This is a genomic window from Pseudomonas paralactis (genome assembly GCF_001439735.1).
Taxonomy (GTDB): domain Bacteria; phylum Pseudomonadota; class Gammaproteobacteria; order Pseudomonadales; family Pseudomonadaceae; genus Aquipseudomonas; species Aquipseudomonas paralactis.
In genome coordinates this window covers 186,434-199,560 of record NZ_JYLN01000006.1, presented here as the reverse complement: position 1 = coordinate 199,560, position 13,127 = coordinate 186,434, and the positions used below count along the sequence as shown (strand labels likewise).

The following is a 13,127-nucleotide window of genomic DNA, read 5'->3' as shown; positions in this document are numbered from 1 at the left end:
CGATAAGGCCCACCTGGTTTCAAGGGGAGCAACAAAATGATCAAACGCAATCTGCTGGTTATGGGCCTTGCCGTGCTGTTGAGCGCTTGCGGCTTCCAGCTGCGCGGCACCGGCACCAATGAGCTGTCGATCAAGGAACTCGACGTCAGCGCCCGCAACGCTTACGGCGAAACCGTCACCCAACTGCGCCAGACCCTGGAAAACAGCGGTGTGCACGTGTACAACGGCGCGACCTACAAACTGATCCTGACGGATGAGCGAGAAACCCAGCGCAATATCAGCTACGCCAGTGCCGGCCGTGCGTCCGATGTGGAGTTGAACACTGCGCTCTACTTCGAAGTGCAGGGCCGCGATCAGTTGCCGCTGATGGGTGACAAGATCCAGGTGCAGAAAGTCGTGAGCCACGATGGTAACAACCTGGTGGGTTCGGACTCCGAGACCCTGCAAGTGCGCAAGGAAATGCGTCGTGAGCTGATCCAGCGCATGATGACTCGCCTGCAAATGCTGACTCCGGAAAAGCTTGCCGCCCTGCAGCAAACCGCCGACAACAAGGCCAAGGCTGACGCCGATGCCCTGAAAGCCGCGCAAGAGTACGAAGACAACACGCCGAAACAATCGCCTGTTGAAGTCCCTGTCGAGTAAGCCAGACGGGGCGCCGCTGGCGCCCCGTTCGCCCCGCCTATGAAACTTGCCCCTGCCCAACTCGCCAAACACCTGCAAGGTGGCCTTGCGCCTGTGTATATCGTCAGCGGTGATGACCCGCTGCTGTGCCAGGAAGCCGCCGACGCTATCCGCACCGCCGCGCGCCAGCAAGGCTTCGATGAACGCCAGGTGTTCAGCGCTGACGCCAGTTTCGACTGGGGTACTCTGCTGCAAGCCGGCGCAAGCATGTCGCTGTTCGCCGAAAAGCGCCTGCTGGAATTGCGCCTGCCCTCGGGCAAACCGGGTGACAAAGGCGCCGCGGCGTTGATGGAATACTGCTCGCGCCCTGCCGAAGACACCGTGCTGCTGATCAGCCTGCCCAAGCTCGACGGCAGCGCGCAGAAAACCAAGTGGGGCAAGGCACTGGTAGAAGGTGCGCAAACCCAGTTCATCCAGATCTGGCCTGTGGACAGCAGCCAGTTGCCGCAGTGGATTCGTCAGCGCCTGTCACAGTCGGGGCTTTCAGCGACGCAAGATGCCGTAGAGCTGATCGCCGCCCGGGTCGAGGGCAACCTGCTTGCCGCCGCCCAGGAGATCGAAAAGCTCAAGTTGATGGCCGAGGATGGGCAAATCACTGTCGAAACCGTACAAGGCGCAGTGGCCGATAGCGCTCGCTTTGATGTGTTCGGCCTGGTCGATGCGATCCTCAACGGTGAGCCCGCCCACGCGCTGCGTATGCTCGAAGGCTTGCGTGGCGAAGGGGTAGAACCGCCGGTGATTCTCTGGGCACTGGCCCGGGAGCTGCGAGTGCTGGCGAACATTGCCCTGCAATACAGCCAGGGCACACCGCTGGACAAATGCTTCAGCCAGGCCAGGCCACCGGTGTGGGACAAGCGCAAACCCCTGATGAGCAAAGCCCTGCAACGGCACTCGGCGCAACGCTGGGCGCAACTGTTGCTGGAAGCGCAGCGCATCGACGCGCAGATCAAGGGCCAGGCAGCCGGCTCGCCGTGGATGAGCCTGAGCCGTTTGTCGCTGTTGATGGCCGGCCAGCGCCTGGCGTTGCCTGCCGAATAACCACCTCTGTACAACAGCACAAAACCCTGTGGGAGCTGGCTTGCCTGCGATGGCGGTGTATCAGTGCCCTTTGTGCCAACAGACCCACCGCCATCGCAGGCAAGCCAGCTCCCACATTGACTCTGCCCACTGCCTATTTGCGACATTTCCCACCTATCGACGGGCTTTACAGCGGGCCCACTTCGGCAGATGATTTGCACCGCTGCATTCCACACCCAAGCGAGAGAATCCACCATGAGCAAAAAGCCATCCAAGCATGGCCCCAACAAGGCCAAATCCATCATCGCCCAGCCACTGTTCCGCAGCCGTCAGGAACGCGCCGGCAAGGGCAAAGGCAGCTACCGCCGCGAAGCCTTCCAGTCTAATAGCTGGGAGGCTTCTTACTTTCTGGCTGCCTGAAGGCAAGCGCCCCTCTGGCATGATAAGGTCTGTACCTGATTTGTAACCCCCTGGACCTGTGCATGCCCTCTAGTCTTTCTCGTCGTTGGCACCTACGCCAATTGATCGCTGCCTCCAGCCTCATTCTGCTCGTCGCCTGCGCGGAAAAACCTACCGCTGCGGACGCTCAGCCTCTGCCCAAGCTCCAGACGGCACCGGCTATCGCACCCGCTGTGGTTGCGCCCCTGGCAGTGGATAATCTTGATATCCAACCGACCCAGACCTTTGCCGAATGGCAGGCTGGCTTCCGTGCGCAAGCGCTGCAAGCCGGGATCACTGCGGCCGTGTTCGATAACGCATTTGCCGGCATCACCCCTGATATGGCGGTGATTCGCGCCGACCGCAGCCAACCGGAATTTTCCCGCCCGGTATGGGAATACCTCGACGGCGCCCTGTCGCCGGTGCGCGTGCGCAATGGCCAGGCGCTGCTGGTCAAGTACGCCGATATTCTGCAAAGCATCGAACAGCGCTATGGCGTCGACCGCCAGGCACTGGTCTCGGTGTGGGGCATGGAGAGCAACTTCGGCGCGTTCCAGGGCAATAATTCGGTGATCCGCTCCCTGGCCACCCTGGCCTATGAAGGCCGGCGCCCGGCCTTTGCCCAGGCGCAGTTGCTGGCAGCGCTGCAGATCATCCAGCATGGTGATATTCAGGCCGACCAGATGAAAGGTTCCTGGGCTGGTGCGATGGGCCAGACGCAATTTATCCCGACTACCTACAACACCCATGCGGTGGACTTTGACGGTGACGGTCGCCGCGATATCTGGAACAGCCCGTCCGACGCCCTCGCCTCCACGGCGCATTACCTGCAAAGCTCCGGGTGGCAGAAAGGCCAGCCATGGGGCGTTGAAGTGCAGCCGCTGCCGTCAGGCTTCGACTACAGCCTGGCCGATGGCGGCGTGCGCAAAACCGTGGCGCAATGGCTGCAACTGGGCATCCAACTCCCCCCTGGCGTGAGCCTGCCGGCCAATGTCGACCAGTTGTCCGCCGCCCTGCTGCTGCCGGCCGGCTACCGTGGCCCGGCGTTCCTGGTGCTGGATAACTTCCGCGCGATCCTCAAGTACAACAATTCGTCGTCTTATGCACTGGCGGTTGGTTTGCTGTCGGAGCGGTTTGGTGGCGGTGGTGTGATTCGGGGCAGTTGGCCCAAAGATGAGCTGCCGCTGAGCCGCTCCCAGCGTATCGACCTGCAAACGGCACTTAGTGCCAAAGGCTATGACGCCGGTAACCCGGACGGGATTATCGGCGCCAATACGCGCAAGGCGATTCGTGCGGCGCAGCAGGCGTTGGGCTGGCCGGCGGATGGGTATCCGACGGTGAAGTTGCTCGAATCGCTGCAGGGTCAGTAAACCGCGACAACCGCCATCGCAGGCAAGCCAGCTCCTACACTTGGAATGCATTTCAAAATGTGGGAGGGGGCTTGCTCCCGAAAGGTCCTGATAAGCGACAACTATCTCAGGCCTTGAACACTACATCCTGCTCCAACACCACGCGCTGCTCCCCCGCATCCAGGCGCACCAAAGCGCCCATTGGCAACGTCAGGTTGGGGTCGCAATGCCCACTGCGCCAGCCCGCCAGCACCGGAACGCACAGTGGCTCGAAGGTCTGCTTCAGCAACCGCTCCAGCGCCCCGCTCTCCACACCTGCTACGTCCCCTACCAGCACACCGGCGACCTGGGCCAGCTTGCCGGCCAGGCGCAGATGCGTCAGCAGACGGTCGATGCGATAAATCGGCTCGTTGACGTCTTCGATAAACAGGATGATGCCTTCGGCGTCTATTTCGTACGGCGTACCCATCACCGTCGCAATCATCGACAAGTTACCGCCCAGCAAACGCCCGCAGGCGATGCCTGGCTCGATTGTGGTCAACGGGTAGGCCACCGGGTGCGCAAGCACACTGCCAGTACCCTGCTGGCCACGCAGCAGGCTGAACAGCGAGGATTCGGTTGGCTGTTGCTTGTCGCCCAGCAGGTCGGCATTGAGCATCGGCCCGTGAAATGTCACAAAGCCGGCGTAACGGCTGATCGCCAGGTGCAAGGCGGTGATATCGCTGTAACCCACGAATGGCTTGGGGTTGGCGCGCAGCAGGTCAAAGTCCAGCGCGTCGAGCAAGCGTGGCGTACCGTAGCCGCCGCGCAAACAGAAGATGGCATCGACATCAGGGTTGGCGAAGGCGGCGTGCAGGTCGCGCAGGCGCACTTCATCGCTGCCGGCGAGGTAGCCGTCGCGCTCGTACACACCGGGGTAAATACGCAGGTCGTAGCCGCGGGCACGCATCCATTGCCCGGCTTTTTCAACCTCCAGCGCGGCAGGGCCAGCGGGGGCGATCAGGCCGATGGTGCCTTCAAGGCGTAGTGCTGGTACGGCGGCAGTCATGCACGATTCTCCCTCTATAACGCATAACGAAATGTGGGAGGGGGCTTGCCCCCGATGGCAGTGTGGCAGTCAATACATGAGTGACTGATACACCGCAATCGGGGGCAAGCCCCCTCCCACATTGAATCTGCGGTGTTGCGCAGACCTTATTACGAAACCAGGCTCGCCTTGACCAGCTTGGCCTGCTCATCGGCGTGGTACGAAGAACGCACCAACGGACCCGACGCCACGTTCTTGAAGCCCATCTTGTAACCTTCCTCGGCGAACCAGGCGAAGGTGTCCGGGTGCACAAAACGCTGCACCGGCAAGTGGCTGCGGGACGGTTGCAGGTACTGGCCCAGGGTCAGCATGTCGATGTCGTGTTCGCGCATGCGCTTCATGACTTCGATAACTTCTTCGTCAGTCTCGCCCAGGCCCAGCATCAAGCCGGACTTGGTCGGAATGTGCGGCATCATCTGCTTGAATTTCTGCAGCAGGGTCAGCGACCACTGGTAGTCCGAACCCGGACGCGCGGCCTTGTACAGGCGCGGCACGGTTTCCAGGTTGTGGTTGAACACGTCCGGCGGCTCGGCGGCGGTGATTTCCAGCGCCACGTCCATCCGGCCACGGTAGTCCGGCACCAGGGTTTCGAGCATCACGTTCGGCGACAGCTTGCGGATCTCGCGGATGCAGTCGGCAAAGTGCTGGGCACCACCGTCACGCAGGTCGTCGCGGTCGACCGAGGTGATCACTACATACTTGAGCTTCAGGTCGGCGATGGCGATGGCCAGGCTTTCTGGCTCGTTGACGTCCAACGGCTTCGGACGGCCATGGCCGACGTCGCAGAACGGGCAGCGACGGGTGCAGATGTCACCCATGATCATGAACGTGGCGGTGCCGCCGGAGAAGCACTCGCCCAGGTTCGGGCAGGAGGCTTCTTCGCATACGCTGTGCAACTTGTGTTTGCGCAGCAGGGACTTGATACGGTCGACTTCCGGCGAAACCGGGATGCGCACGCGGATCCAGTCGGGTTTCTTCGGCAGTTCGGTGGTCGGGATGATCTTGACCGGGATGCGTGCAACCTTCTCGGCGCCGCGCAGCTTGACGCCGGCTTCCACCTTGGCACGCGGGGCCGGGGCTGGACGCTCAGTGATGTCCAGCGTCGGGATCATGGTTTGCACAACATCAGTAGTCATATCAATCGATTCCGCCCGTCAGGGTCGTCTGCTCTGCATAGTCGAGGTGTTTGACGAGCTGCGCGCGCAGCCGGGCACTAACCTCGGCAAATTTAATCGGTGTGGCATGATCGCTCAGTTGGGTCATCGCCAGCCCTGCATAACCGCACGGGTTGATCCGCCCGAACGGCGCCAGGTCCATGTCCACATTCAAGGCCAGGCCGTGAAAGGAACAACCGTGGCGAATACGCAGCCCCAGCGAGGCGATTTTCGCGCCATCCACATACACACCGGGTGCATCGGGCTTGGCCACGGCAGTCACACCGTAACTGGCCAACAGCTCGATCAGGCAAGCCTCCATGCGGCTGACCAGCTCGCGCACGCCAAACCCCAGCTTGCGCACATCCAGCAGCAGGTAAGCCACCAATTGCCCTGGGCCATGGTAAGTCACTTGACCCCCTCGGTCGACCTGCACCACCGGAATATCACCCGGCAGCAGCAAGTGCTCGGCCTTGCCGGCCTGACCCTGGGTGAAGACCGGCGGGTGTTCCACCAGCCAGATTTCATCCGGGGCCGAGGTGCCGCGCTCGTTGGTAAAGCGCTGCATGGCATGCCAGACCGGCTCGTAGGCCATCTGGCCGAGCTCGCGAAAGCCCAGAACGTGCGACATCACAGCACCATATGCACGAAACCGGTGGCCCGCAGTTCGCTGTTGATGTTGTAGAGCTGGTCCTGATCGGTCGCAACGATGTGCAACTGAATCGTGGTGTACTTGCCGGTGGAGCTTTGACGCTCGTCCACGCGGTTGTCGTTGATCGTCGCGTGCTTGCGCACGATTTCGAGAATCTTGTCCTTGCGGCCGACACCGGTATCGCTGATCACCTTGACGGGATAATCCGTCACTGGGAATTCGATCTTTGGCGCCTTTACTTCTACGTCTTTATCGGTCATGGCAGAACAGCCTCGTAAGCGCTAAGCCGTGGCGACGGGCAAAGCCCCGCGCTGGATCAGCGCGGGGCTTTGCAGGTGCACACAATCAGTTGAACAAGCCGTAGAAGAATAGACGGATGCTATCCCATACGCGGCGCAAGATTCCACCTTCCTCGACAGCGTCCAGCGCGATCAGGTCGGCGCTGTGCACCACCTTGTCGTCCAGCTTGACTTCGACTTTACCGATCACGTCGCCCTTGGCGATTGGGGCAACCAATTGCGGGTTCAGCGTCATGCTGGCAGCGAGCTTTTTCAGCTGGCCTTTAGGCATGGTCAGGGTCAGGTCGTCGGCCAGGCCGGCCTTGACTTGCGAGGTTGCGCCCTTCCAAACCGGTGCAGTCGCAAGCTCGGTACCCTTCTGGTAGAAGGTTTGGGTTTCGAAGAAGCGGAAGCCGTAAGTCAGCAGCTTTTGCGTCTCGGCCGCACGGGCCTGTTCGCTGTTGGTGCCGAATACCACGGCGATAAGGCGCTGGCCATCACGCACGGCGGACGACACCATGCAGTAGCCGGCTTCGTCGGTGTGGCCGGTTTTCAGGCCGTCAACGGTCTTGTCGCGCCACAGCAGCAGGTTGCGGTTAGGCTGTTTGATGTTGTTCCAGAAGAATTCTTTCTGGGAGTAGATCGCGTAGTGCACCGGGTCAACGCGGATGATCGCGCGCGCCAGGATCGCCATGTCATGAGCCGACGAGTAGTGCTCCGGGTTCGGCAGGCCGGTCGGGTTCATGAAGTGGCTGTTGGTCATACCCAGCTCACCGGCGGTTTTGTTCATCATGTCGGCGAAGGCGTCTTCGCTGCCGGCGATGTGCTCGGCCAGGGCGACGCTGGCGTCGTTACCGGACTGGATGATGATGCCGTGCAGCAGGTCGCTCACGGTGACTTGCGAGCCGACCTTGATAAACATCCGCGAACCGCCGGTACGCCAGGCGTTTTCACTGACGGTGACCGGGTCGTTCTCGCCGATCTGGCCGCGACGGATTTCCAGGGTCGCGATGTAGGCGGTCATCAGCTTGGTCAGGCTGGCAGGCGGCAGGCGTACATCACCGCCGTTTTCGACCAGTACGTTGCCACTGGCGGCGTCCATGAGGACCCACGACTTGGCGGCCAGTTGCGGGGAGGCCGGCACCATTTCAACCGCCCAGGCGGCCGGGGTGATGATCAGCGAGATAAGCAGGCACGTGCGTTTGGCTAAGGTGGTGATGTTCATCCGTCTCTCGAAATTGCTTATGGAAACTTGCCCTCGCGGGCAAAACTATTCAGACAGCCCGCTTCCAGACTGTCACGTGTTCGGTTGCCCGCTCACCCCTTGCCCCTGGGTTTTTATTGTTCAACGAGCCAACAACCTGGGCTCAAGCACGCAGACGCACCTGAGCCATCAATCCATTACTTATTCTGCGGTGACCACGCTGGGCTGCCCCAGGTTGGCCAGGCGTACGCTGTTCTGCACTTGCGCCACTTCGCTTGGCGAGCCGATCGGGCCCATGCGTACACGGTGCAACGTTTGCTGGTTACGCACGATGGAGCTGATGAAAACCGGCGCGCTGACCATACCGCTGAGCTTGGACCTTAACAGTTCTGCCGCATCCGGGTTGGCGAAAGCGCCGACCTGCAGGTATTGCCCGCCCGCCATCGAGGCGCCCGGTGCCGCGTGCGGCACGACGACAGTATCCGGAGCATGTTGCGCCGGCGGCGGCGTCCACTGCTCGATCTTGCCGGTCGAGGCCGTCACTTGCGGTTGCGGGGTAGCCGGTTCGTTGAGCATCAACGGCGCCGGTTTGCCGCGCTGGGCCCAGTACTGCGCCGGGTCGATGCCTTCGACTTTCACCCGAGCGGTGCCGGTTTCGGCATACCCGAGTTTCTTGGCGGCGGCGTAAGACAAGTCGATGATCCGGTCGGAATAGAACGGCCCACGGTCATTGACCCGCAGGATCACCGTGCGGTTGTTGTCCAGGTTGGTGACGCGAACATAGCTGGGCAGTGGCAGGGTCTTGTGCGCCGCGCTCATGCCGTACAGGTCATACACTTCGCCGTTGGCGGTGTTCTGACCATGAAACTTGGTGCCGTACCAGGACGCAGTGCCAGACTGCACGTAGGTCTTGGATTCCTGCAGCGGGAAGTAATTCTTGCCCAGCACGGTGTAGGGGTTGGCCTTGTAGGGCCCGGTGTGCAGCGTCGGCGTGGCGTCCGGAATTTTCGAGACATCCACATCCCACCACGGCGCGCCATCTTTGTGCGCACGGTTGATGTCCAGGCCCGGCTGGGCGCGCACCACCGCGCCGCCGGCCTTCTTGGCCGGCGCACGGTTAGGGGTGGTGGAGCAACTGGCTACCAACAAGGACAACGCGGCGAACGCCACCAGCTTGAGCGGTTTTTTGAACGGCGATACCCGCATTACTTGTTGCCCCGTGCTTGAACCAGCTCATCTGACAGCTGATGCACGGCCATGGCGTACATCACACTGCGGTTATAACGCGTGATTGCGTAGAAATTCTTCAGGCCCATCCAGTATTCAGGGCCATTTGCGCCTTCCAGGCGGAATGCCGTCACCGGCATGTCGTCGCGTGGCGCATTCTGACTCGACCAGCCCAGCGCTCGCAACTCCCCGACGGTCTTGACCGGCTCGATGCCCTGGGTCAAGCCTTCATCGGCGCGCTCACCTGTGACATCGGCGCGGATAACCACCGGTTCGCCGCCAACCCAGCCGTGACGCTTGAAGTAGCTGGCCACGCTGCCGATGGCATCGTCGGGGTTGCTCCAGATATTGATATGGCCGTCGCCGTCAAAGTCCACTGCATAGGCGCGAAAGCTGCTGGGCATGAACTGCGGCAAGCCCATTGCACCGGCGTACGAGCCCTTGAGCGTCATTGGGTCGACCTGTTCTTCACGGGCCAGCAACAGGAACTCGCGCAGTTCCTTGCGGAAGAATTCGGCACGCGGCGGGTAATCGAAGCCCAGGGTCGACAAGGCGTCGATCACCCGGTAGCTGCCGGTATTGCGGCCGTAGAAGGTTTCAATGCCGATGATCGAGACGATGACCTGGGCCGGCACACCGTATTCCTGCTCGGCGCGGGCCAGTACGGCTTCATGCTGGCGCCAGAAGTCCACGCCGCGGGCAATACGTGCGTCAGTGAGGAACATCGGGCGATATTCCTTCCACTGTTTCACACGTTCGGCAGGTCGGGAGATGGCGTCGAGGATCGCCTGCTTTTTCTGGGCTTCGCGGAACACGCCCATCAGTTGCTCACCGGCAAAACCGTAGTCGCGGGTCATTTCACCGACAAATTCGGCGACCTGGGGTGAACCATCGTAGTCACCGGCCTGCACCTCTTGCGTTGCCCCCAGCAGCCCAATCAGGCCCATCCAGGTCGCATGCCGAGTCGCCCAGCCGCGCATTACTTGCATTGACATCTTCACCTTATTCAAACCTGTGCGATCCACTTGCGATGCGTATGAATCGACATCAAAACCCCAAACGCTGACAGCAATGTCACCAGCGAAGTTCCGCCGTAGCTAATGAATGGCAACGGCACCCCAACCACCGGCAGCAGGCCACTGACCATACCGATGTTGACGAAAACGTAAACAAAAAAAGTCATGGTCAGGCTGCCGGCAAGCAATTTACCGAACAGCGTCTGCGCCTGAGCCGTGATCACCAGGCCGCGACCAATCAACAGCAGATAGATCAACAACAGTGCGCAAATGCCCACCAGGCCGAACTCTTCGCCCATCACCGCGATGATGAAGTCGGTATGGCTCTCGGGCAAGAAGTCCAGATGGGATTGGGTGCCCAGCAACCAGCCCTTGCCGAATACACCGCCGGAACCGATGGCCGCCTTGGACTGGATGATGTTCCAGCCGGTGCCCAACGGGTCGCTCTCCGGGTCGAGAAAGGTCAGGATCCGCTGCTTCTGGTAGTCATGCATAAAGAAGAACCACATGGCCACGGCCACGGGGATGGCGGCAGCCAGCACGCTGAGAATCCAGCGCCAGCGCAAGCCGCCCATAAACAGCACGAACGCGCCGCCGGCCAGAATCAGCAACGAGGTGCCCAGGTCAGGCTGGCGCACGATCAGAATAAACGGCACGCCGATCAGGATCAGGCTGATGCCCACGTGCTTGAGCTGTGGCGGCAAGGTGCGCTTGGACAGGTACCAGGCGATGGTGGCCGGCATCAGGATCTTCATGAATTCCGACGGCTGGAAGCGAATCACCCCCGGAATGTTGATCCAGCGCGTGGCCCCCATGGCGTTGTGCCCCATCACATCCACCACCACCAGCAGCAACACGCCGGCGACATACCCCAGGGGCACCCAGCGCGCCATAAAGCGCGGCTCAAGCTGGGCGATCACCACCATCGACAACAGGCCAAGGCCGAACGAGGACGCTTGCTTGATCAGCAGGTCCCAGTTTTTGCCGCTGGCCGAATACAGCACGAACAGGCTGCCGGCCGCCAAGGTCAGCAGCAGGATCAGCAGCGGCCCATCAATGTGCATGCGTTGCAGCAACGTCGCACGGCGACGCATCACATCCTCGCTGGAGAGGATGCGGTCAAAATTACTCTTCACGGGCCGTAACCTCGGGGCTTGATGGGGGGCCGCCATATTCGGGCTTGAGCTTGCCATCCTCGGCCAACAGCCAGGCATCCATGATCTGCCGCACCACGGGTGCCGCGACGCCGGAACCGGACTCACCGTTCTCGACCATCACCGACACCACGATTTTCGGGTCGTCGGCCGGGGCGAAGCCGACAAACAAGGCGTGGTCGCGGTGACGCTCCTGAACCTTGGAACGGTCATATTTTTCGCCCTGCTTGATCGCGACCACCTGGGCCGTACCACTCTTGCCGGCGATGCGGTATTGCGCGCCGGCAGCCGCCTTGCGTGCGGTACCCCGTGCGCCGTGCATCACCTGCTGCATGCCGTGGTTGACCTTGGCCCAGTCGGACGGGTCGCGCAGCACGATGTCGGGAATCGGGTTCTCATCCACCGGCTTTTCGCCTTCGATGGTCTTGGCCAGGTGCGGCCGGTTCCAGACGCCCTTGTTGGCTACCAGCGCCGTGGCCTGGGCCAGTTGCAGCGGCGTGGCCTGCATATAGCCCTGGCCGATCCCCAGAATCAGGGTTTCACCCGGGAACCACGCCTGACGGCGAGTCGCACGCTTCCATTCCCGCGACGGCATCAGGCCGGGGGATTCTTCGAACATGTCCAGGGAGACTTTCTGACCGAGGCCGAACTTGCCCATGTAGGCAGACAGTCGATCAATCCCCAGCTTGTGGGCCAGATCGTAAAAATAGGTGTCGTTGGAGCGCATGATCGCGGTGTCCAGGTCGACATAGCCGTCACCGGAGCGGTTCCAGTTACGGTATTTGTGATCATAGTTGGGCAACATGTAATAGCCGGGGTCATAGACCCGGCTGGAGGCCGTGACCACGCCCGAATCCAGGCCGGCAATCGCCACCGCCGGCTTGATGGTTGAACCCGGCGGGTACAGGCCACGCAATACGCGGTTGAACAGCGGCCGATCGATCGAATCGCGCAACTCGGCGTAGGCCTTGAAGCTGATGCCGGTAACAAACAGGTTAGGATCGAAACTCGGCTGGCTGACCATCGCCAGCACTTCGCCGGTTTTCGGGTCCAGCGCCACCACAGCGCCACGTCGGCCACCCAGGGCCATCTCGGCCGCTTCCTGCAACTTGATGTCCAGGCTCAGCACAATGTCCTTGCCCGGTATCGGGTCGGTACGCTTGAGCACCCGCAACACGCGGCCACGGGCGTTGGTCTCGACTTCTTCGTAACCCACCTGGCCATGCAGCTCGGGCTCGTAGAAACGCTCGATGCCGGTCTTGCCGATATGATGGGTGCCGCTGTAATTGACCGGATCGAGGGTTTTAAGCTCTTTCTCGTTGATCCGCCCCATATAGCCGACCGAGTGGGCAAAGTGCGCTCCTTGCGGATAGTGGCGCACCAACTGCGCCACCACTTCCACGCCCGGCAGACGGAACTGGTTGACGGCGATTCGTGCGATCTGCTCTTCGGTCAGCTCGAACAGGATCGGTACCGGCTCGAACGGCCGGCGCCCCTGCTTCATGCGTTTTTCGAAGATCACCCGGTCTTCCGGCGTCAGTTGCAGCACCTCGACAATCACATCGAGCACCTGCTGCCAGTCGCCGGAACGCTCACGGGTCATACTCAGGCTGAAGCTTGGGCGGTTATCCGCAACCACCACACCGTTGCGGTCGAAGATCAGCCCACGGGTCGGCGGAATCGGCTGCACATGCACCCGGTTGTTTTCCGACAACGTGGAGTGATAGTCGTACTGGATCACCTGCAGGAAATACAGGCGCGCAATCAGCACGCCCATCAACACCACCACCAAAATCGCACCGAACACCACCCGCGCGCGTACAAGACGTGCGTCTTTCTCGTGGTCCTTGATGCGGATCGGCTGGGTCAT

The 13,127-nt window shown here is 61.4% G+C and carries 13 protein-coding genes; 4 read left to right on the top strand and 9 right to left on the bottom strand.

Annotated features, from left to right (window positions below; genetic code table 11):
• Nucleotides 1-36 precede the first annotated feature (36 nt).
• The 4 genes from TX23_RS17125 to TX23_RS17110 all read left to right on the top strand — a co-directional run bounded on the left by TX23_RS17125 (nt 37) and on the right by TX23_RS17110 (nt 3,506).
• Nucleotides 37-642 carry an LPS-assembly lipoprotein LptE gene (locus TX23_RS17125; protein ID WP_057703214.1) on the top strand — a complete coding sequence of 202 codons (606 nt, stop codon included), beginning with the start codon at nt 37-39 and terminating at the stop codon, nt 640-642.
• A gap of 39 nt (nt 643-681) precedes the next feature.
• Nucleotides 682-1,719 carry a DNA polymerase III subunit delta gene (holA, locus tag TX23_RS17120; protein ID WP_057703213.1) on the top strand — a complete coding sequence of 346 codons (1,038 nt, stop codon included), beginning with the start codon at nt 682-684 and terminating at the stop codon, nt 1,717-1,719.
• A 234-nt stretch (nt 1,720-1,953) separates the two neighbouring features.
• Nucleotides 1,954-2,118 (top strand): alternative ribosome rescue factor ArfA, encoded by a 165-nt coding sequence (arfA, locus tag TX23_RS17115; RefSeq protein ID WP_003176285.1) that lies wholly within the window; start codon nt 1,954-1,956, stop codon nt 2,116-2,118.
• 62 nt (nt 2,119-2,180) lie between these two features.
• Nucleotides 2,181-3,506, top strand: coding sequence for a lytic murein transglycosylase (locus tag TX23_RS17110; protein ID WP_057703212.1), 1,326 nt, complete (start codon nt 2,181-2,183; stop codon nt 3,504-3,506).
• A 106-nt stretch (nt 3,507-3,612) separates the two neighbouring features.
• Here TX23_RS17110 and TX23_RS17105 read toward each other — a convergent pair whose 3' ends face one another.
• The 9 genes from TX23_RS17105 to mrdA form a co-directional block, all read right to left on the bottom strand.
• Nucleotides 3,613-4,533 carry a S66 peptidase family protein gene (locus TX23_RS17105; RefSeq protein ID WP_057703211.1) on the bottom strand — a complete coding sequence of 307 codons (921 nt, stop codon included), beginning with the start codon at nt 4,531-4,533 and terminating at the stop codon, nt 3,613-3,615.
• Between the two features lie 149 nt (nt 4,534-4,682).
• The gene (lipA, locus tag TX23_RS17100; RefSeq protein WP_161794304.1) at nt 4,683-5,684 is read right to left on the bottom strand and encodes a lipoyl synthase; all 1,002 of its coding nucleotides are present in this window, start codon (nt 5,682-5,684) and stop codon (nt 4,683-4,685) included.
• 25 nt (nt 5,685-5,709) lie between these two features.
• Nucleotides 5,710-6,357: a lipoyl(octanoyl) transferase LipB gene (gene lipB, locus TX23_RS17095; RefSeq protein ID WP_057703210.1), complete on the bottom strand. Its 648-nt coding sequence runs from the start codon at nt 6,355-6,357 to the stop codon at nt 5,710-5,712.
• Complete coding sequence (locus TX23_RS17090; RefSeq protein ID WP_005791752.1) at nt 6,357-6,638, bottom strand: DUF493 domain-containing protein; 282 nt, start codon at nt 6,636-6,638, stop codon at nt 6,357-6,359. The genes lipB and TX23_RS17090 overlap by 1 nt, the downstream gene beginning before the upstream one ends.
• Nucleotides 6,639-6,723: 85 nt before the next feature.
• A complete protein-coding gene (locus TX23_RS17085; RefSeq protein ID WP_057703209.1) occupies nt 6,724-7,881 on the bottom strand; it encodes a D-alanyl-D-alanine carboxypeptidase family protein in 1,158 nt (385 codons plus the stop codon).
• A gap of 180 nt (nt 7,882-8,061) precedes the next feature.
• On the bottom strand, nt 8,062-9,066 hold the full coding sequence (locus tag TX23_RS17080; protein ID WP_014720084.1) for a septal ring lytic transglycosylase RlpA family protein: 1,005 nt from the start codon (nt 9,064-9,066) through the stop codon (nt 8,062-8,064).
• A complete protein-coding gene (gene mltB, locus TX23_RS17075; RefSeq protein ID WP_057703208.1) occupies nt 9,066-10,076 on the bottom strand; it encodes a lytic murein transglycosylase B in 1,011 nt (336 codons plus the stop codon). Before mltB ends, TX23_RS17080 begins: the two co-directional genes overlap by 1 nt.
• A gap of 17 nt (nt 10,077-10,093) precedes the next feature.
• Nucleotides 10,094-11,197: a rod shape-determining protein RodA gene (gene rodA / locus TX23_RS17070; RefSeq protein ID WP_057703348.1), complete on the bottom strand. Its 1,104-nt coding sequence runs from the start codon at nt 11,195-11,197 to the stop codon at nt 10,094-10,096.
• Between the two features lie 31 nt (nt 11,198-11,228).
• Nucleotides 11,229-13,127 carry a penicillin-binding protein 2 gene (gene mrdA / locus TX23_RS17065; protein ID WP_057703207.1) on the bottom strand — a complete coding sequence of 633 codons (1,899 nt, stop codon included), beginning with the start codon at nt 13,125-13,127 and terminating at the stop codon, nt 11,229-11,231.